The sequence below is a fragment of the Streptomyces sp. NPDC032822 genome, assembly GCF_055578825.1.
Genome location: NZ_JBVIOL010000002.1, coordinates 720,607 through 739,715, shown reverse-complemented (window position 1 = coordinate 739,715; position 19,109 = coordinate 720,607). Strand labels below are relative to the sequence as shown.

16 protein-coding genes are annotated in these 19,109 nt (G+C 72.3%); 15 read left to right on the top strand and 1 reads right to left on the bottom strand.

All coding sequences use genetic code 11. The annotated features are described in order from the left end of the window. Nucleotides 1–110: 110 nt before the first annotated feature. Both ACZ5VD_RS08930 and ACZ5VD_RS08925 read left to right on the top strand, forming a co-directional pair. Complete coding sequence (locus ACZ5VD_RS08930; RefSeq protein ID WP_468551191.1) at nt 111–1,052, top strand: beta-ketoacyl-ACP synthase III; 942 nt, start codon at nt 111–113, stop codon at nt 1,050–1,052. 167 nt (nt 1,053–1,219) lie between these two features. Then, nucleotides 1,220–1,897, top strand: coding sequence for a GntR family transcriptional regulator (locus ACZ5VD_RS08925; RefSeq protein WP_468551192.1), 678 nt, complete (start codon nt 1,220–1,222; stop codon nt 1,895–1,897). A gap of 47 nt (nt 1,898–1,944) precedes the next feature. On the opposite strand, the gene ACZ5VD_RS08920 is transcribed toward ACZ5VD_RS08925, so the two are convergent. Then, nucleotides 1,945–2,781 (bottom strand): NAD(P)H-binding protein, encoded by an 837-nt coding sequence (locus tag ACZ5VD_RS08920; RefSeq protein ID WP_468681619.1) that lies wholly within the window; start codon nt 2,779–2,781, stop codon nt 1,945–1,947. Nucleotides 2,782–3,020: 239 nt separating this feature from the next. Between ACZ5VD_RS08920 and ACZ5VD_RS08915 the strand changes: the two genes are divergently transcribed. The 13 genes from ACZ5VD_RS08915 (at nt 3,021) to ACZ5VD_RS08855 (ending at nt 19,107) form a co-directional block, all read left to right on the top strand. Continuing rightward, nucleotides 3,021–4,202, top strand: coding sequence for an ROK family transcriptional regulator (locus ACZ5VD_RS08915; protein WP_468551194.1), 1,182 nt, complete (start codon nt 3,021–3,023; stop codon nt 4,200–4,202). Between the two features lie 154 nt (nt 4,203–4,356). Beyond that, nucleotides 4,357–5,874 carry a sugar ABC transporter ATP-binding protein gene (locus tag ACZ5VD_RS08910; protein ID WP_468681617.1) on the top strand — a complete coding sequence of 506 codons (1,518 nt, stop codon included), beginning with the start codon at nt 4,357–4,359 and terminating at the stop codon, nt 5,872–5,874. Beyond that, the gene (locus ACZ5VD_RS08905; protein ID WP_468681615.1) at nt 5,871–6,890 is read left to right on the top strand and encodes an ABC transporter permease; all 1,020 of its coding nucleotides are present in this window, start codon (nt 5,871–5,873) and stop codon (nt 6,888–6,890) included. The genes ACZ5VD_RS08910 and ACZ5VD_RS08905 overlap by 4 nt, the downstream gene beginning before the upstream one ends. A 17-nt stretch (nt 6,891–6,907) precedes the next feature. Further along, nucleotides 6,908–7,969, top strand: a complete 1,062-nt coding sequence (locus tag ACZ5VD_RS08900) for a substrate-binding domain-containing protein (RefSeq protein WP_468551197.1) — start codon at nt 6,908–6,910, stop codon at nt 7,967–7,969. A 104-nt stretch (nt 7,970–8,073) separates the two neighbouring features. Further along, nucleotides 8,074–9,378: a Gfo/Idh/MocA family protein gene (locus tag ACZ5VD_RS08895; RefSeq protein WP_468681613.1), complete on the top strand. Its 1,305-nt coding sequence runs from the start codon at nt 8,074–8,076 to the stop codon at nt 9,376–9,378. Between the two features lie 13 nt (nt 9,379–9,391). Then, entirely contained in the window at nt 9,392–10,396 is a 1,005-nt protein-coding gene (locus ACZ5VD_RS08890; protein ID WP_468551199.1) for a sugar phosphate isomerase/epimerase family protein, read from the top strand. 52 nt (nt 10,397–10,448) lie between these two features. Further along, complete coding sequence (locus tag ACZ5VD_RS08885; protein ID WP_468681611.1) at nt 10,449–12,992, top strand: PQQ-dependent sugar dehydrogenase; 2,544 nt, start codon at nt 10,449–10,451, stop codon at nt 12,990–12,992. A gap of 15 nt (nt 12,993–13,007) precedes the next feature. Then, the gene (locus ACZ5VD_RS08880) at nt 13,008–14,369 is read left to right on the top strand and encodes a ThuA domain-containing protein (RefSeq protein ID WP_468681609.1); all 1,362 of its coding nucleotides are present in this window, start codon (nt 13,008–13,010) and stop codon (nt 14,367–14,369) included. Between the two features lie 125 nt (nt 14,370–14,494). Further along, nucleotides 14,495–15,634, top strand: a complete 1,140-nt coding sequence (locus ACZ5VD_RS08875; RefSeq protein ID WP_468681606.1) for an inositol-3-phosphate synthase — start codon at nt 14,495–14,497, stop codon at nt 15,632–15,634. Further along, the gene (locus ACZ5VD_RS08870) at nt 15,631–16,602 is read left to right on the top strand and encodes an SCO3242 family prenyltransferase (protein ID WP_468681604.1); all 972 of its coding nucleotides are present in this window, start codon (nt 15,631–15,633) and stop codon (nt 16,600–16,602) included. Before ACZ5VD_RS08875 ends, ACZ5VD_RS08870 begins: the two co-directional genes overlap by 4 nt. Beyond that, nucleotides 16,599–17,546, top strand: coding sequence for a sugar phosphate isomerase/epimerase family protein (locus ACZ5VD_RS08865; protein WP_468681602.1), 948 nt, complete (start codon nt 16,599–16,601; stop codon nt 17,544–17,546). The genes ACZ5VD_RS08870 and ACZ5VD_RS08865 overlap by 4 nt, the downstream gene beginning before the upstream one ends. Beyond that, nucleotides 17,543–18,259 carry an EboA domain-containing protein gene (locus ACZ5VD_RS08860; protein ID WP_468551205.1) on the top strand — a complete coding sequence of 239 codons (717 nt, stop codon included), beginning with the start codon at nt 17,543–17,545 and terminating at the stop codon, nt 18,257–18,259. The genes ACZ5VD_RS08865 and ACZ5VD_RS08860 overlap by 4 nt, the downstream gene beginning before the upstream one ends. Continuing rightward, nucleotides 18,259–19,107, top strand: coding sequence for a TatD family hydrolase (locus ACZ5VD_RS08855; protein WP_468551206.1), 849 nt, complete (start codon nt 18,259–18,261; stop codon nt 19,105–19,107). Before ACZ5VD_RS08860 ends, ACZ5VD_RS08855 begins: the two co-directional genes overlap by 1 nt. Nucleotides 19,108–19,109: the final 2 nt, after the last annotated feature.

The following is a 19,109-nucleotide window of genomic DNA, read 5'->3' as shown; positions in this document are numbered from 1 at the left end:
AGCCGACAAGGTGTGCGCCGGTTTCCTGTGACTTCACCTGCCGTCGTACCCGCGAGTCACTGATCAGACTGGTGAATCCCGCTACTTGAACCACTGAGGGGGATCCGCCCATGAACGGCTCGCGCATCGCCGCTGTCGGCCACTACCAGCCCGCCAGGGTACTCACCAACGAGGAACTGGCGGGCATGGTCGACACCAGTGACGAGTGGATCAGGTCCCGGGTCGGTATCCACACCCGCCATATCGCCGGCCCCGACGAGCCCGTCGACGACCTCGCCGCGCACGCCGCGGCCAAGGCGCTCGCGGCGGCCGGCCTGACCCCCGCCGACATCGACCTGGTCCTGGTGGCCACGTCGACCGCGGTCAACCGGTCGCCCAACATGGCCGCCCGGGTCGCCGCCCGGCTCGGCATCCCGTCGCCCGCGGCGATGGACCTCAACGTCGTGTGCGCCGGCTTCACCCACGCCCTGGCCAGCGCCGACCACACCATCCGGGCGGGCGCCGCGACCCGCGCCCTGGTCATCGGCGCCGACAAGATGTCCGAGGTCGTCGACTGGACCGACCGCTCCACCTGCGTACTCGTCGGCGACGGCGCGGGAGCCGCGGTCGTCGAGGCGGCGGAGACGGAGCCCGGGATCGGGCCGGTGCTGTGGGGCTCGGTGCCCGAGATGGGGCACGCGGTACGGATCGAGGGGCAGCCCGCCCGGTTCGCGCAGGAGGGGCAGAGCGTCTACCGCTGGGCGACCACCCAGCTGCCGCCCATCGCCCGCCGCGCCTGCGAGCGCGCCGGTCTGGTCCCCGCGGACCTCGCCGCGGTCGTCCTGCACCAGGCGAACCTGCGGATCATCGAACCCCTCGCCGAGAAGATCGGCGCCGTCAACGCCGTGATCGCGCGCGATGTCACCGCATCCGGCAACACGTCCGCGGCGAGCATCCCGCTCGCCTTCTCCAAGCTGGTGGAGCAGGGCGCCGTCTCCACCGGGGATCCGGTGCTGCTCTTCGGCTTCGGCGGCAACCTGTCCTACGCCGGACAGGTCGTGCGCTGCCCCTGACGTGCCGCTGCGACGACGAGGTGACGAGGGGTGTGACGAGGCCGACTCGCCGCTCCTCTGGCGGCTGTGCGCCGTAGACTGTAGACGAAAGACAATCAATACTGGGTCTACGGCTGACACCGGCTGTCACGGCTGCTGTGCACGGCCCGCCGAGGAGGGGGACCGCGATGTTGTCGACAGGACTGCCGCAGGGAGCAGTGCCCAAGCTCGAACGGCCCGGCCCGCTGAGGGACCGCGTCTACGAGGCCCTGCTCGAACTCATCACCACCCGCGCCCTGCAGCCCGGCCAGCACCTCGTGGAGAGCGAACTCGCCGGCCACCTCGGCGTCTCCCGGCAGCCGGTGCGCGAGGCGCTGCAGCGCCTCAACACCGAGGGCTGGGTCGACCTGCGCCCCGCCCAGGGGGCGTTCGTGCACGAACCCACCGAGGAGGAGGCCGACCAACTCCTCACCGTGCGCACCCTGTTGGAGGCCGAAGCCGCCCGGCTGGCCGCCGCGAACGCGAACAAGGCCGGTATCGAGGACCTGAACGAGATCCTCCAGCAGGGCAGGCAGGCGGTCGCCTCCGACGACGTGGACGCCGCGGTCGCCCTGAACGCCCGCTTCCACGGCAGGATCATGGAACTCGCGGGCAACGCGGTCCTCGCCGAGCTCGCCGCGCAGGTCGACCGGCGCGTGCGCTGGTACTACACCCCGGTCGCCCGGCAGCGCGGACACCAGTCCTGGGTCGAGCACCGGGATCTGATCGAGGCCATCTCCGACCGTGACGAGCAGCGGGCCACCGAGCTGATGCGGGAACACACCGAACACACCCGCCGCTCGTACCACGCCCGCCAACAGCCGTAGCCCGTACGGGACGTGCTCGGCCGGCCGGTCGTCGCGCGACGCGCCGATCAGAAGGCGTCCGTGTGCGCCCTCGCCCATTCGGCGAAGGCGCGCGGCGCCCGGCCGGTGACCTCCCGGACCGTCGGCGGCACCGCGGACTCGTCCAGGGTGCCGTCGACGAAGAAACCGAAGAACGCGTCGACGTACGGCTTCGGCATCCGCGCCTCCAGTTCGGTGCGCGCCTCCTCGTCCGTCAGCCCCACGGCCCGCAGGTCCCGGCCCGGCACCTCACCGAGGACGCGGATCCGGTCGGCGGGCAACAGCGCCCGGGGCCCGGTCGGTTCGAGAACGCGGCCCGCGAACGCGTCGGACGACCGGGCGGTCAGGACACTCGACGCGGCCCCGGCGATGTCGTACGGATCGATGTCGGCGGTGTACACGTCCGGGAACGGCACCCGTACCGTGTCGCCCTCGCGGATCTGGTCGGCCGGCCGCAGCGCGTTCGACAGGAAACTCGTCGGCCGCAGCACCGTCCACGCGAGCCCCGACCCGCGCACCGCCGCCTCCGCGTCGATCAGGTAGGCCGCGACGGCGTTGGTGGTGTCGCCGGTCCCCGCCGACCTCGCCGAGAGCAGGACGACCCGCTCCACGCCCGCCGCCCGCGCGTCCGCGCGTCCGCCAGGATCTGGCGCTGACCGCCGTAACCGGGGCATCAGGAACAGCCCGGTCACCCCGTCCAGCGCGGCCCGCACGGTCTCGGGCCGGTTCAGATCGCCGGCCACCGGCTCCACCCCCGGCGGCAACCCGTCCGGCCGCCCGGCCCGGCTCAGTGCCCGCACCGGCCGGTCCGCCTCGGCCAGGGCGCGGACGAGCTCGGCACCCACGTTCCCCGTGGCGCCCGTCACCAGGAATCACCAGGTTTCCCCTTTTCCCCGGGACCGGCGTCCCCGGGACCGGTTCCGTGCCCATCCTGCGCCGCCGGGGCGGGGTACACCAGAGCACGGCCGCTCTTTGTCCTGTGAGTGGAGAAAGTTGGGGGCAATCTCCGCACAGCTTCTTCCCAGGTTCGGCAGCCGCTGCTACGTTCCCCTCGAAAGCACGGCAACATGCGGCCGATTGAGGCGGGGAGGGGCTCGTGAGACGCATGACGGCACGACCCGCGAACGCCCATCAGGCCCGCCTGCTCAAGCTGTTGCGGGACGGCGGCCCCAACTCCCGTGCCCAGCTCGGGGATCAGGTCGACCTGTCACGGTCCAAACTGGCCGTGGAGGTGGACCGGCTGCTGGAGACCGGTCTGATCGTGGCCGACGGACTCGCCGCCTCGCGCGGTGGCCGCCGCTCCCACAACATCAGGCTCGCTCCCAAGCTGCGGTTCCTCGGCGTCGACATCGGTGCGACCTCGGTCGACGTCGCCGTCACCAACGCCGAACTGGAGATCCTCGGCCACCTCAACCAGCCCCTGGACGTACGCGAGGGCCCGGTCGCGGTCTTCGAGCAAGTCCTCGCCATGGCGGCCAAGTTGAGCGCCTCCGGGCTCGCGGAGGGGTACGACGGCGCCGGTATCGGCGTCCCGGGCCCGGTCCGCTTCCCCGAGGGCGTGCCGGTGGCACCGCCGATCATGCCGGGCTGGGACGGCTTCCCCGTACGGGAGGCACTCAGCCAGGACCTCGGCTGCCCCGTCATGGTCGACAACGACGTGAACCTCATGGCGATGGGGGAGATGCACGCGGGTGTCGCACACTCCGTGGGCGACTTCCTCTGCGTCAAGATCGGCACCGGCATCGGCTGCGGCATCGTCGCCGGCGGTGACGTCCACCGTGGGGTGACGGGCAGCGCGGGCGACATCGGGCACATCCAGGCCGTGCCCGACGGGCGACCGTGCGCCTGCGGCAACCGGGGCTGCCTGGAAGCCCACTTCAGCGGGGCCGCCCTCGCCCGGGACGCCACCGAGGCGGCCCAGCAGGGGCGGTCGGAGGAACTCGCGAACCGCCTGGCGACGAACGGCGGCCTCACCGCCGTCGACGTCGCCGCCGCGGCCGCCGCGGGGGACGCCACCGCCCTCGCCCTGATCCGGGAGGGCGGCGACCGCGTCGGCCAGGTCATCGCCGGCCTGGTCAGCTTCTTCAACCCCGGCCTGGTGGTGATCGGCGGCGGGGTGACCGGCCTCGGCCACACCCTGCTCGCCGCGATCCGCACCCAGGTCTACCGTCAGTCGCTGCCCCTGGCGACCGGCAACCTGCCCATCGTGCTGGGCGAGTTGGGCCCCACCGCCGGCGTCATCGGCGCGGCCCGCCTGATCAGCGACCACCTGTTCTCACCCGCGTAGACACCCGCTTTCCCACCCGCGCAGCCACCTGTTCCACCCGGCCCACCGGCCGTCCGCGTACGGCACACCGCCGACCGTTCACAGCACACCGGCACCGCGCCCTGCCCCGCCCTGCCCTGATTCCGGCCCGCACGCCTGCCAGGGGGACCCGCACATGGCACCCGAACCAACGCTGCTCAGCATGTCCGGCATCACCAAGTCGTTCCCCGGAGTCCGGGCCCTCGACGGCGTCGACCTCGACGTCCAGGCCGGAGAGGTGCACTGCCTGCTCGGTCAGAACGGTGCCGGGAAGTCCACCCTGATCAAGGTCCTGGCCGGCGCCCACCAGCCCGACACCGGCACCATCCGGTGGCGCGGCGAGGACGTCACGCTCCGCTCGCCGATCGCCGCGATGCGCCTCGGCATCGCCACCATCTACCAGGAACTCGACCTGGTGGAGCACCTGTCGGTGGCCGAGAACGTCCACCTCGGCCATGAACCCACGGCGGTCGGCTTCGTCGTACGGGGCAAGGCGGCGCGGGCCTCGACAGCCGCTCTCCTCAAGCGACTCGGGCATCCCGAGATCGACCCCGCCCACCTGGTGGGGGAGTTGTCGGCGGCGCAGCAGCAGATCGTGTCCATGGCGCGGGCGCTCTCGCACGACGTGCGGCTCATCGTGATGGACGAACCGTCCGCCGCCCTCGACCCTGACGAGGTCGACAACCTCTTCCGGATCGTCGGCGACCTCACCGCGGACGGCGTCGCGGTCGTCTACATCTCCCACCGGCTGGAGGAGATCCGCCGTATCGGGGACCGGGTCACCGTCCTCAAGGACGGGCGGGCCGTCGCCGTCGGACTGCCCGCCAAGGCGACCCCGACCCGCGAGGTCGTCGCGCTGATGACGGGACGCAACGTCGAGTACGTGTTTCCCGACCGCCCGACACGGTCCCCCGGCGGCACACCGGTCCTGGAGGTGGAGGGGCTGGCCCGGGACGGCGAGTTCGCCGCCCTCGACCTGACGCTCCGGCCCGGCGAGATCGTCGGCCTCGCCGGACTCGTCGGCTCGGGCCGCTCCGAGATCCTGGAGACGATCTACGGAGCCCGCAAGCCCACCGCCGGACAGGTCAGGGTCGACGGACGCCCGCTGCGGCCCGGCAGCGTCCGCGCCGCCGTCCGCGCCGGCGTCGGACTCGCCCCCGAGGAGCGCAAGGCGCAGGCCCTGCTGATGCTGGAGTCGGTCACCCGCAACGTCTCCGTCTCCTCCATGTCCCGTTTCTCGCGCGCCGGTTGGATCGACCGCGGTGCCGAACACGGGGCCGCGCGGGCCGCCACCCGCGAGCTGTCGCTGCGGCCCGACAACCCGGACGTGCCGGTACGCACCCTGTCCGGCGGCAACCAGCAGAAGGCCGTCCTGGCCCGCTGGCTGCTGCGCGGCTGCCGGGTGCTGCTGCTCGACGAACCCACCCGCGGGGTCGACGTCGGCGCCCGCGCCGAACTCTACGCAGTGGTCCGTCGACTGGCCGACGAAGGCCTCGCCGTGCTGCTGGTCTCCAGCGAGGTTCCCGAGGTCCTCGGCCTCGCCGACCGTGTCCTGGTCCTGCGGGAGGGCCGCGTCGTCCATACGGCGCCCGCCCGCGACCTCGACGAACACCGCGTACTCGATCTCGTCATGGAAGGAAGCCCGGCGTCATGACGCAGCCCGTCTCCCCGCCCCGGGACAGCGCCGACAAGGTGCCGTCGGCGAGCGAAGCCCCGGCCTGGCGGTCCCTCGTGTTCCGTGCCGACGTGCGCACCCTCTCCCTCCTCGGGGTGCTCGTCGCGCTGGTCGTCATCGGCGGCATCACCAAGCCGGACGAGTTCCTCGACACCCGCAACCTCCAACTCGTGCTCACCCAGGCCTCGGTGATCGGCGTCGTCACCGTCGGGATGACCTTCGTCATCACCTCCGGCGGTATCGACCTGTCCGTCGGCGCGATCGTCGCGCTCGCCTCGGTGTGGGCGACGACGGTCGCCACCCAGGAGTACGGCTTCGCGGGCATCCTCTTCACCGCGGTGCTGGTCGGCCTCGGCTGCGGCCTGGTCAACGGACTGCTCATCGCGTACGGCGGGATGGTCCCCTTCATCGCCACCCTCGCGATGCTCGCCTCGGCCCGCGGCCTCGCCCTGCAGATCACCGACGGCAGCACCCAGATCGTCACCGTCGAGGGCGTCCTCGACCTCGGTGAGCGAGACGCGTACGTCCTCGGCGTCCCGCCCCTGGTCATGGCGTTCGCGATCGTGACGATCATCGGCTGGCTCGTGCTCAACCGGACCACCTTCGGGCGCCGCAGCGTCGCCGTCGGCGGCAACGCCGAGGCCGCCCGGCTCGCCGGCATCGACGTACGTCGCCAGCGGCTCTACCTCTACCTGCTGTCCGGACTGTGCTGCGGCATCGCCGCCTTCCTGCTGATCATCCTGTCCGGCTCCGGCCAGAACACCAACGGCAACCTCTACGAGCTCGACGCCATCGCCGCCGCGATCATCGGCGGCACCCTGCTCACCGGCGGGCGCGGCACCATCACCGGCTCCGTGCTCGGCGTCCTGATCTTCACCACGATCACCAACATCTTCGCCCTGAACAACCTGCAGAGCGACGTCCAGCAGATCGCCAAGGGCGCGATCATCGTCGCCGCCGTGCTGGTCCAGCGCCGTACCGCGAGCACGACCTGAGGAAAGGGTTCACCGCCATGCCAGAACCGACATCCTTCGCCCGCCGCCTCACCAGTCGCAGAGGACTGCTCCTCGGCACCGCCGCCGTCTCGGCCGGCACCCTCCTCACCGGTTGCACCAGCAACGACCCCGACGAGGACGAGCCCGCCGCGAACGACGGGTCCGCCACCGAGGACAAGCCCGGCAAGCAGGTCACCATCGGCTTCGCCGGCCCGCAGGCCGACCACGGCTGGCTCAACGCCATCAACGACAACGCCAAGAACCGGGCGAAGAGGTACTCCGACGTCACGCTGGAGATCACCGAGGGCTCCAACGACACCGCCCAGCAGATCGGGCAGATCGAGACCCTCATCAACAAGAAGGTCGACGTCCTGGTCGTGCTGCCCGCCGACGGTAAGGCGCTCACTCAGGTCGGCCTCAAGGCGATGCGCGCGGGCATCCCGGTCGTCAACCTCGACCGGATCTTCAACACCCCTCAGGCGTACCGCTGTTGGATAGGCGGCGACAACTACGGCATGGGCCTCAACGCCGGTCACTACATCGGCGAGAAGCTCAAGGGGAAGTCCGGCGCCAAGGTCATCGAACTGGCCGGCCTCGACAACCTGGAGCTCACCAAGCAGCGCACGCAGGGCTTCGACGACGCGTTGAAGAACTACCCCAACGTCAGGAAGGTGGCCCGCCAGGCGGCCGAGTTCACGGTCGAGTCCGGGCAGGCCAAGATGGCTCAACTCCTCCAGGCCCAGTCGTCGTTCGACGCCCTGTGGAACCACGACGACGACCAGGGCGTGGGCGCCCTGCGCGCCATCGAACAGGCCGGACGGGACGACTTCCTGATGGTCGGCGGCGCGGGCGCGCTCTCCGCCTTCCAGGCCATCAAGCAGGACAACGGCGTCCTGAAGGCCACCGTCCTCTACCCGCCGACCATGGCCGCCTCCGCGATCGACCTCGCCCGCGCCCTCGGCCAGACCAAGGGGGTGAGCGGCCTCGCCGAGTTCGAGATCCCGGCCTCGCTCACGCTCTACTCGGCCGTGGTCGACAAGGAGAACGTCGACCAGTACATGTCCACCGGCTTCAAGTGAGTCGTCCCGCCGCAGGGCCCGAAGGGCAGGCCCTGGGGGCCCGGTTCGTCGACGGTCCGGGCTGCACCCCCCACCGCGCCACCACGACGAGGAGGACATCGCGCATGGCACAGCCGCAGCAGTCAACAGGGGCTCAGGCCGAGGGACCGGTCACGGCCGGGGCCGACAGCCCGGACAGGGCCGAGGCGGCGCACGCGGAACGGACCGGGGCCGCGCCCTCGGAGACGGCCGGGGCGGGGAAGCCGCCGCTGCGCGTCGGCATGGTCGGCTACGCCTTCATGGGCGCCGCCCACTCCCAGGGCTGGCGCACCGCGGGCCGCGTCTTCGACCTGCCCCGCACCCCGGTCCTGGCCGCCCTCTGCGGGCGGGACGCGGCAGCCGTCCGGGCCGCGGCCGACCGGCACGGCTGGGCGTCCGCCGAGACCGACTGGCGTGCGCTGATCGCGCGGGACGACATCGACCTCGTCGACATCTGCACCCCCGGCGACAGCCACGCCGAGATCGCGCTGGCCGCGCTGGCCGCCGGCAAGCACGTGCTGTGCGAGAAGCCCCTCGCGAACACCGTCGAGGAGGCCGAGGCGATGACCCGCGCGGCCGAAACGGCATACGGGCAAGGCAGGTTGGCGATGGTGGGCTTCAACTACCGTCGCCTGCCCGCCACCGCGCTGGCCCGGCAGATGGTCGCCGACGGCCGCCTCGGCACGCTGCGGCACGTACGGGTGGCATACCTTCAGGACTGGCTGGTGGACCCCGAGTTCCCGCTGACCTGGCGGCTGCGCAGGGAACTGGCGGGCTCGGGCTCGCTCGGCGACCTGGGCGCCCACATCGTCGACCTCGCCCAGTACCTGGCGGGCGAGCCCCTCGCCGGAGTCTCCGCGCTCACCGAGACGTTCGTCCGGGAACGCCCGCTGCCCGGCGCCGCCACCGGCGGCCTGTCGGCGGCCACCGCGTCCGGCACCGGACAGGTCACCGTGGACGACGCCGCCCTGTTCACCGGCCGCTTCCCCTCCGGAGCCCTCGCCTCCTTCGAGGCCACCCGCTACGCCACCGGACGCAAGAACGCCCTGCGCATCGAACTCAACGGCGAACGCGGCTCCCTCGCCTTCGACCTGGAGCGCCTCAACGAACTCGCCTACCACGACGGCACGGAGCCCGGAGCACACGCCGGCTTCCGGCGCATCCTCGTCACCGAACCCGACCACCCCTACCTGGAGGCCTGGTGGCCGCCGGGCCACGGCCTCGGCTACGAGCACTCCTTCGTCCACCAGGCCCGAGACCTGGTCCACGCCATCGCCGAAGGCCGGGCGCCCGCACCCTCCTTCGCCGACGGACTCCAGGTGCAGCGCGTCCTGGCGGCGGTCGAGGAGAGCGCCGAGAAGAACTCCGTCTACACGCCCATCGCGGCCTGAGGAGGCCCCCGACATGCCGCGCACCTTCACGCTCTTCACCGGCCAGTGGGCCGACCTGCCGCTCGAAGAGGTCTGCCGCCTCGCCCGCGACTTCGGCTACGAGGGACTCGAACTCGCCTGCTGGGGTGACCACTTCGAGGTCGACAAGGCGCTCGCCGACCCGTCCTACCTCGACTCGCGCCACCAACTCCTCGACAAGTACGGCCTCAAGTGCTGGGCCATCTCCAACCACCTGGTCGGCCAGGCCGTCTGCGACGCCATCATCGACGAACGCCACCAGGCGATCCTGCCCGCCCGCATCTGGGGCGACGGGGACGCGGAGGGCGTACGCCGCCGGGCCGCCGCCGAGATCGCCGACACCGCCCGCGCCGCCGCCGCCTTCGGCGTCGACACCGTCATCGGCTTCACCGGCTCCGCGATCTGGCACCTGGTGGCCATGTTCCCGCCCGCGCCGGAGTCGATGATCGAGCGCGGCTACGAGGACTTCGCCCAGCGGTGGAACCCGATCCTCGACGTCTTCGACGCGCAGGGCGTGCGGTTCGCCCACGAGGTCCACCCCAGCGAGATCGCGTACGACTACTGGACGACACAGCGCGCGCTGGAGGCCGTTGACCACCGGCCCGCCTTCGGCCTCAACTTCGACCCCTCGCACTTCGTGTGGCAGGACCTCGACCCCGTCGGTTTCCTCTGGGACTTCCGCGACCGCATCTACCACGTGGACTGCAAGGAGGCCCGCAAGCGGCTCGACGGCCGCAACGGCCGCCTCGGCTCCCACCTGCCCTGGGGCGACCCGCGCCGCGGCTGGGACTTCGTCTCCGCGGGCCACGGAGACGTCCCCTGGGAGGACGTCTTCCGGATGCTGCGCTCCATCGACTACCAGGGGCCCATCTCCGTGGAGTGGGAGGACGCCGGCATGGACCGGCTCCAGGGCGCCCCGGAGGCCCTGACCCGCCTCAAGGCATTCGACTTCGAGCCGCCGTCGGCCTCCTTCGACGCGGCGTTCGGCGGCAACGACTGAGCCGTTCCCGAAGGTTCCGGGGTGACGGCGCACCCCGGCGTATCGCACCCGCATGTACAACGAGCCCCATTCGGAGGCATTCGTGCACGCGAAAGACGGCACCACCCGCACCGGCAGAATCGAGAGCCACAGACGACACCCCGGGTTCCGCAGAGCGCTCGCCCTGTTCACGGGCGCGCTGCTCACGGGAGCGTCGCTGACGCTGGCCGCACCCCAGGCCGGCGCAGCCGTCGCCGACCCGGGAGCCGCGCCGGCGGCCTCCGCGGCCGAGGACTTCCAGCAGGTCACCCTCGCCAAGGGCGAACCGGAGGTCGGCGAGCCCATGTCGCTGGCCGTCCTCCCGGACCGCTCGGTCCTGCACACCTCGCGCGACGGCGAACTCCGTCTCACCGACGCGGCGGGCAACACCAGCCTCGCCGGCAAGCTCGACGTCTACTCGCACGACGAAGAGGGCCTCCAAGGCATCGGAGTGGACCCGGACTTCACCGACAACCGCTTCATCTACCTCTACTACGCGCCCCCGTTGGACACCCCCGCGGGCGACGCACCCGAGACCGGCACCGCGGCCGACTTCGCGCCCTTCGACGGCGTCAACCGCCTCTCCCGGTTCGTCCTCGCCGCCGACGGCACCCTCGACACCGCCAGCGAGAAGAAGATCCTCGACGTCCCGGCCTCACGCGGCCTGTGCTGCCACGTCGGCGGGGACATCGACTTCGACGCGGCCGGCAACCTGTACCTGTCGACCGGCGACGACACCAACCCCTTCCAGTCGGACGGCTTCACCCCCATCGACGACCGGGACGGCCGCAACCCCGCCTTCGACGCCCGGCGTTCGTCCGGCAACACCAACGACCTGCGCGGCAAGATCCTGCGCATCAAGGTGAGCGCCGACGGCTCGTACACCGTCCCCGACGGCAACCTCTTCCCGGCCGGCACGGACAGGACACGGCCCGAGATCTACGCCATGGGCTTCCGCAACCCGTTCCGCTTCAGCGTCGACAAGGAGACCGGGATCCTCTACGTCGGCGACTACGGCCCCGACGCCGGCGCCGCCGACCCGGCCCGCGGACCGGCCGGCCAGGTCGAGTTCGCGCGGGTCACCGAGCCCGGGAACTTCGGATGGCCGTTCTGCACGGGCGCCAACGACCCGTACAACGCCTACGACTTCGCGACCGGCACATCCGGCGCCCCGTTCGACTGCGCCGCCCCGAAGAACACCTCGCCGCACAACACCGGCCTCACCGACCTGCCCCCGGCCCAGCCCGCCTGGATCCCCTACGACGGCGGCTCCGTACCGGAGTTCGGCACCGGCTCCGAGTCCCCGATGGGCGGCCCGGTCTACCACTACGACGCCTCGCTCGACTCACCGGTGAAGTTCCCCGAGGCCTACGACGGCGACTTCTTCGCCGGGGAGTTCGGCCGCCGCTGGATCAAGCGGATCAGCAGTGACGACAACGGCACCGTGCAGTCCATCAACGACGTGCCCTGGACCGGCACCCAGATCATGGACATGGCCTTCGGCCCCGACGGAGCGCTGTACGTCCTCGACTACGGCACCGCCTGGTTCGGCGGCGACGAGCACTCGGCCCTGTACCGCATCGAGAACGCCACCGACGGCCACTCCCCGGTCGCCCAGGCCGCGGCGGACCGCACCTCGGGACAGGCGCCGCTGAAGGTGCGCTTCTCCTCCGCCGGCAGCACCGACCAGGACGGCGACACCCTCACCTATCGCTGGGACTTCGGCGACGGCGGCACCTCGACCGCGGCCAACCCCACGCACAAGTACAAGAAGAACGGCACCTACACCGCGACCCTCACCGCCACCGACCCGGGCGGACGCACCGGGAGCGCGAGCGTACAGATCGTCGTGGGCAACACCGCCCCCAAGGTGACCCTCGAACTCCCGCGTGACGGCCAGCTGTTCAGCTTCGGCGACGCCATCCCGTTCAAGGTGAGGGTCACCGACCCCGAGGACGGCAGGGCCATCGACTGCGCCAAGGTCACCGTCACCTTCATCCTCGGCCACGACACCCACGGCCACCCGGTGACCTCCGCGAACGGCTGCACCGGCACCATCCAGACCAGCGCCGACGGCGGCCACGACGACGACGCCAACATCTTCGGGGTGTTCGACGCCGAGTACACCGACGGCGGAGGCGGCGGCCAGGCCCCGCTGACCACCCACGACCAGAACGTGGTCCAGCCCAAGCACCGTCAGGCCGAGCACTTCGGCACCTCCTCCGGCGTCTCCGTCATCGCCAAGGACACCGCGCACGGCGGCAACACCGTCGGCGACGTCCACAACGGCGACTGGATCGCCTTCACGCCGTACGTCCTCGGCAACGCGAAGAAGATCACGGCCCGTATCTCCTCCGCCGGCACCGGCGGCACCCTGGAGATCCGCGCCGGATCCGCCCGGGGCACGCTGCTCGGGAAGACGACCGTGCCGGTCACCGGCGGCTGGGAGACCTTCCAGGACGTCAGCGCCGACCTGTCCCGCACCCCGCGCGGCACGACCACGCTCTACCTGGTCTTCAAGGGCAGCGGCACCGGAGCCCTGTACGACGTGGACGACTTCACGTTCACGACCGGCTGACAGGAGGTGACGGTGATGCGATCAACCAGACGCCTGAGCACGGCGGTCGGGGGCGCGGCACTGCTCCTCGGCTGCGTCTCGGGACCGGCCGCCTCGCAGCCCTCCGACGACACCCGGGTGCTCGTCTTCTCCAAGACGGCGGGCTTCCGGCACGACTCGATCCCGGACGCCGTCGCGGCCGTCCAGGAGATCGGCGCGTCGTCCGGCTTCCGGGTCGACGCGACGGAGGACGCGGGCGCTTTCACCGCGCGCAACCTGCGGCGCTACGACGCGGTCGTGTTCCTGTCGACGACCGGAGACGTCCTCGACACCCGCCAACAGGCGGCCTTCGAGGGCTATATCCGGCACGGCGGCGGATACGTCGGCGTCCACGCCGCCGCCGACACCGAGTACGACTGGGAGTTCTACGGCGGCCTCGCCGGCGCCTACTTCCAGTCGCACCCGGCGATCCAGAGCGCCACGGTGAACGTCGAGGACCGCGGCCACCCCGCGACCTCGGGACTGGCCCGGACCTGGGAGCGCACCGACGAGTGGTACAACTACCGCTCCAATCCCCGGGATCGAGTCCATGTCCTGGCCTCCCTCGACGAGTCGTCGTACACCGGCGGCACCATGCAGGGCGACCATCCGATCGCCTGGTGCCAGACCTACCGGGGAGGCCGCGCCTTCTACACGGGCGGCGGCCACACGAAGGAGTCGTACACGGACCCGGCGTTCCGCGGCCACCTGGCCGGCGGAATCCGGTACGCGACCGGCGACGTCCAGGCGGACTGCCGACCGGAGACCGGCTATCGTCCGCTCTTCGACGGCGGCTCGGTGGACGGCTGGAGCCAGGCAGGACCCGGCTCCTTCACCCTGGACGACGACGGCTCGCTCACCTCGTCGGGTGGCATGGGCATGCTGTGGTACGCCGACCGGGCCTTCGGGTCGTACTCGCTGAAGCTCGACTGGAAGATGGCGAGTACCTCCGGTGACGACAACTCCGGTGTGTTCGTGGGCTTCCCGCCCTCGGACGACCCGTGGTCGGCCGTGAACAACGGCTACGAGATCCAGATCGACGCCACCGACACACCGGAGAGGACCACCGGGTCCGTCTACGGCTTCCGCTCCGCCGACGTGAAGAAACGCGACCGCGCGCTGAACCCGCCGGGGCAGTGGAACACGTACGAGATCCGCGTCGAGGGCGAACGCCTGCGCATCTGGCTCAACGGCGTGCAGATCAACGATTTCACCAACAGTGATCCGGCCCGGAGCCTCAGGGACGGTCACGTCGGCATCCAGAACCACGGAGCCGACGACCAGGTGTCCTTCCGCGACATCCGGATCAGGGAACTGCCCGCGAAGTCCCCGGCACGCATGGCTTCGCAGGGCGACTGAGCGGCGGCGGGCGGGGGACGCCGGATCCCCGCCCGCCGTCTTCACCCCACCTCGGGGCCGGTACCACCGGCCGGTGTCCCACGGCCCCGAGGTCTCGTACGACGTGTTCGACAAGGAGGCTGCCCATGACCGAGTCCGTTTCCGTGCCCGGTTCCGCACCGCGTGTCGGTGTCTGGCTGATCGGAGCGCGTGGCTCCGTCGCCACCACGGTCGTCGCCGGTTGCGCCGCCGTCAGCGCGGGCCTGCACCCACCGACCGGCCTGGTCACGGAGACCCCCGCCTTCACCGACAGCGGCCTGCCGGCCTTGACGTCCCTCGTCTTCGGCGGCCACGACACGCTGGACTGCCCGCTGCCCAAACGCGCGGAGGCACTGGCGGCCGGCGGCGTCCTGCCGCACGGCCTTCCCGCGGCGATCGGAGCCGAACTGGCCGCCGCCGACCGCGAGATCAGACAGGGCGGCCCGATCCCGGGAGACACCCGCGGCGCGGACGAACTGATCGCCGCCTTCACCGAGGACCTGCGGGACTTCGTAGGACGGCGAGGCCTGGACCGCGCCGTCGTGGTGAACGTCGCCTCCACGGAGCCGGCCGCCACCGGCACGGACCTGCCCGCCAGCTCCCTCTACGCGGCAGCCGCCCTGCGCGCGGGCTGCCCCTACGTCAACTTCACCCCGTCGACCGGCCTCCACCACCCAGCCCTCGAACCGCTCGCCGAAGCGTCGGGACTGCCGTACGCCGGCCGGGACGGGAAGACCGGACAGACACTGCTCCGCTCGGTGCTGGGCCCGATGTTCACCCAGCGGGCGCTCGCCGTGCGAGCCTGGTCCGGCACCAATCTGCTGGGCGGCGGCGACGGCGCCTCCCTCGCCGACCCGGCCGCCGCGGCGGCGAAGAACGCCGGCAAGGAGCGCGTCCTCGCCGACACCCTCGGCACGGTCCCCGAGGGCGAGGTCCACATCGACGACGTCCCCGTCCTCGGCGACTGGAAGACCGCCTGGGACCACATCGCCTTCGACGGTTTCCTCGGCGCCCGCATGATCCTCCAGACCACCTGGCAGGGCTGCGACTCCGCCTTGGCCGCGCCCCTGGTCCTCGACCTGGCCCGCCTTCTCGCCCGCGCCCACGAGCGAGGCCTCGCCGGCCCGCTGACCGAGCTGGGCTTCTACTTCAAGGACCCGGTGGGGGAGGGGCCGTCCGCCCTGGGAGAGCAGTACGCGGCACTGACGGGGTTCGGGGAACGGCTGCGGGACGGGGCGGCGCGATGAACGGCGGCCGACGTGACGGTGCCCGTGAGCCGGGCCCGGCGGCCGGCTCGGGAGCAGCCGCCTGGGCCGAACTGCTCCGGGTCCCCGCCCTGTTCACCGTCCCCGGCGACGCCCTCGCCGGGGCCGCCGCCGCGACCGTACGCCCCAACTCCCGCACCCTGCTCGCCATCGGCTCCTCCCTCTGTCTGTACGAGGCCGGGATGGCCCTCAACGACTGGGCCGACCGGGACGAGGACGCCGCCGAACGCCCGCACCGCCCGCTCCCCTCCGGCCGGATCCGCCCGGCGGCGGCCCTCGCGGCGGCCTGTGCCCTCACCGGCGCCGGCCTGTCCCTGGCCGCCCGCGCCGGCCGCCCCACCCTTGCCGTCGCGACCGCCCTGGCGGCGACCGTCTGGGCGTACGACCTCGGGCTGAAGCGCACCCCGGCGGGCCCCGCCGCCATGGCGACGGCCCGAGGCCTGGACCTGCTCCTCGGTGCCACTGCCACTGCCACCGCCACAGCCACCGCCCCGGCCGCGGCCGACGCCATCGGGAGTGCCCTCCGCCGGGCCCTTCCCTCCGCCGCCCTCCTCAGCGCCCACACCCTCACCGTCACCACCGTCTCGCGCCGGGAGACCCGGGGCGGCGCACCCCTGGTCCCCCTGACGGCCCTGGCCACGACCGCCGGACTGACCCGGCTGCTGTCCCGTCCCTCCGGGAGACGCGCCGCTCCGAAGCCCGCACGGGACGCCGCGCTGCGCACCGCACTCGCCGCCGCCTACGCCACGACCGCGGCCCGCCCCTACTTCCACGCCACGCTCAACCCGTCACCCCCGCTCACCCAACGAGCCGTCGGCGGCGGCATCCGCGCCACCATCCCGCTCCAGGCCGCCCTCTCCGCCCGCTCGGGCGCCCCCGTCGTCGCCCTGCTCACGGCGGCACTGGCCCCACTCGCCGGACGGTTCGCGAGGAAGGTGAGCGTCACATGAGCCCGGCGGCCCGCCACCCCGCACACACCTCCCCTCCGGCACCCACCCCCGGCCTCGTCCCCTCGGCCCCCGCCCCTTCCGACCACCCCCTCCGCTTCGGCTACGGCACCAACGGCCTCACCGACCTCCGCCTCGACGACGCCCTGGACCTCCTCGCCGACCTCGGCTACGACGGCGTCGGGCTGACCCTCGACCACATGCACCTCGACCCGTTCGCCCCCGACCTGGCCGCCCGCACCCGCCGCCTCGCACACCGGCTGGACGCGCTCGGGCTGTCGGTCACCGTGGAGACGGGCGCCCGCTATGTGCTCGACCCCCGGCGCAAACACGGCCCCTCCCTGCTGGACCCCGACCCGGACGACCGGGCCCGACGCGTCGACCTGCTGATGCGTGCCGTCCGGGTGGCCGCCGACCTCGGTGCTCACGCCGTCCACTGCTTCAGCGGCATCACCCCGCGGGGAACGGACCCGGACACGGCGCGGAAGCGTCTGGCCGACACGCTCGCCCCGGTCCTGGACGCGGCCGGGAACGCGGGCGTCCCCCTGGCCGTCGAGCCCGAACCGGGTCATCTGCTCGCCACCCTGGCGGACTTCCACCGGCTCCGGGGGGCCCTCGGCGACCCGGAGCCCCTCGGACTGACCCTCGACATCGGTCACTGCCAGTGCCTGGAACCCCTCTCTCCCGCCGACTGCGTCCGCGAGGCCGCTCCCTGGCTGCGGCACGTCCAGATCGAGGACATGCGCCGCGGCGTCCACGAGCACCTCCCGTTCGGAGACGGCGACATCGACTTCCCGCCGGTGCTCACCGCCCTGTCCGACGCCGGCTACCAGGGCCTGACCGTCGTGGAACTGCCCCGCCACTCCCATGCCGGCCCTCACTTCGCCGAACTGTCCCTCCCGTTCCTCCGTCACGCGGCGGCGCCCTCACAAGGGAGCACCTCATGACCCGCCTCCCCACCGACCCGGTCACCCCGGCATCGGACCTCCAGGGCGCCACCCTCGCCCGCATCCCCCTGCCCGACCTGCACGACCGCATCGCCGCCCACCTCGCCGGAGCGGCCCGCGCCTGGCTCGACCAGGCCCTGGAGGAGGCCGCCGCCCACCCGGGCGGACCCGGGCCCATCTCCGTGTGGGAGCTACGGCTCGCCGAGGCGGGGCGCCGCTGCGGCCCCGCGTACGCCGACGCCGTGCGGGTCCTCATCCTGCACGCCGCCCACGCCGACACGGCCGCCCTGACCCGCGTCTACCTCCAGGGCACCGCCGCCGAACGCCGAGCCGTCCTGCACGCCCTGCCCCACCTGGTGCCGGGCCCGGACGCCCTCCCGCTAATCGAGGACGCCCTGCGCACCAACGACACGCGCCTGCTCGCCGCCGCGGTCGGCCCGTACGCCGCCCGGCACCTGCCGGCGCACGCCTGGCGGCACGCCGTTCTGAAGTGCCTGTTCACCGGTGTGCCCGTCGACGAGGTGGCCGACCTGGACCGGCGGGCCCGCGCCGACACGGAACTCGCCCGCATGCTCGGCGACTACGCCGACGAACGCACCGCCGCCGGCCGACCGGTGCCCGACGACCTGTACCGCGTGCTGACCCCGACCGACCCCACGGCCGCCGCGCCCGCCCCGAAGGGCGAGGCCGGCGGCGACGGCGAGGAGTTCTGATGCGCATCTTCGACCCCCACATCCACATGACGTCCCGCACCACCGACGACTACGAGGCCATGCGCGCCGCCGGCGTCCGCGCCGTCGTCGAGCCGTCCTTCTGGCTCGGCCAGCCCCGCACCTCGCCGGCCTCCTTCCTCGACTACTTCGACTCCCTGCTGGGCTGGGAGCCCTTCCGGGCCGCCCAGTACGACATCGCGCACCACTGCACCCTCGCGCTCAACCCCAAGGAGGCGAACGACCCGCGCTGTGTCCCCGTCCTCGACGAACTGCCCCGGTATCTCGTCAAGGACCAGGTCGTGGCGGTCGGGGAGATCGGCTACGACTCGATGACCCCCGCCGAGGACACCGCCCTGACCGCGCAGCTGCAGCTCGCCGCCGACCACGGGCTGCCCGCGCTCGTCCACACCCCGCACCGCGACAAACTCGCCGGCCTGCGCCGCACCCTCGACGTCGTCCGGGAGTCCGCCCTGCCCCCGGACCGTGTCCTGGTCGACCATCTCAACGAGACCACCGTCAAGGAGGCCAGGGACAGCGGCTGTTGGCTCGGGTTCTCCGTCTATCCGGACACCAAGATGGACGAGGAGCGGATGGTCGCGATCCTGCGCGTCCACGGACCCGAGCGGGTGCTGGTGAACTCCGCCGCCGACTGGGGCCGCAGCGATCCCCTGAAGACCCGGCGGGTCGGCGATCTGATGCTGGCCGAGGGCTTCACCGAGGACGAGGTGGACCGGGTGCTGTGGCGCAACCCGGTCGCCTTCTACGGGCTCAGCGGCCGTCTGAACCTGGACGTCGGCCCACCCGACGCCACCCATGAGGGCAACTCCGTGCTGCGCGGCGGGGAGTGAGC

Excerpts from the sequence above, each read along its gene's own strand:
- ACZ5VD_RS08910 (WP_468681617.1), top strand. The coding sequence starts at position 4,357 with ATGGCACCCGAACCAACGCTGCTCAGCATGTCCGGCATCACCAAGTCG.
- ACZ5VD_RS08890 (WP_468551199.1), top strand. The coding sequence starts at position 9,392 with ATGCCGCGCACCTTCACGCTCTTCACCGGCCAGTGGGCCGACCTGCCG.
- ACZ5VD_RS08905 (WP_468681615.1), top strand. The coding sequence starts at position 5,871 with ATGACGCAGCCCGTCTCCCCGCCCCGGGACAGCGCCGACAAGGTGCCG.
- ACZ5VD_RS08865 (WP_468681602.1), top strand. The coding sequence starts at position 16,599 with ATGAGCCCGGCGGCCCGCCACCCCGCACACACCTCCCCTCCGGCACCC.
- ACZ5VD_RS08895 (WP_468681613.1), top strand. The coding sequence starts at position 8,074 with ATGGCACAGCCGCAGCAGTCAACAGGGGCTCAGGCCGAGGGACCGGTC.
- ACZ5VD_RS08855 (WP_468551206.1), top strand. The coding sequence starts at position 18,259 with ATGCGCATCTTCGACCCCCACATCCACATGACGTCCCGCACCACCGAC.
- ACZ5VD_RS08875 (WP_468681606.1), top strand. The coding sequence starts at position 14,495 with ATGACCGAGTCCGTTTCCGTGCCCGGTTCCGCACCGCGTGTCGGTGTC.
- ACZ5VD_RS08870 (WP_468681604.1), top strand. The coding sequence starts at position 15,631 with ATGAACGGCGGCCGACGTGACGGTGCCCGTGAGCCGGGCCCGGCGGCC.
- ACZ5VD_RS08930 (WP_468551191.1), top strand. The coding sequence starts at position 111 with ATGAACGGCTCGCGCATCGCCGCTGTCGGCCACTACCAGCCCGCCAGG.
- ACZ5VD_RS08925 (WP_468551192.1), top strand. The coding sequence starts at position 1,220 with ATGTTGTCGACAGGACTGCCGCAGGGAGCAGTGCCCAAGCTCGAACGG.
- ACZ5VD_RS08915 (WP_468551194.1), top strand. The coding sequence starts at position 3,021 with ATGACGGCACGACCCGCGAACGCCCATCAGGCCCGCCTGCTCAAGCTG.
- ACZ5VD_RS08860 (WP_468551205.1), top strand. The coding sequence starts at position 17,543 with ATGACCCGCCTCCCCACCGACCCGGTCACCCCGGCATCGGACCTCCAG.
- ACZ5VD_RS08900 (WP_468551197.1), top strand. The coding sequence starts at position 6,908 with ATGCCAGAACCGACATCCTTCGCCCGCCGCCTCACCAGTCGCAGAGGA.
- ACZ5VD_RS08885 (WP_468681611.1), top strand. The coding sequence starts at position 10,449 with ATGTACAACGAGCCCCATTCGGAGGCATTCGTGCACGCGAAAGACGGC.
- ACZ5VD_RS08880 (WP_468681609.1), top strand. The coding sequence starts at position 13,008 with ATGCGATCAACCAGACGCCTGAGCACGGCGGTCGGGGGCGCGGCACTG.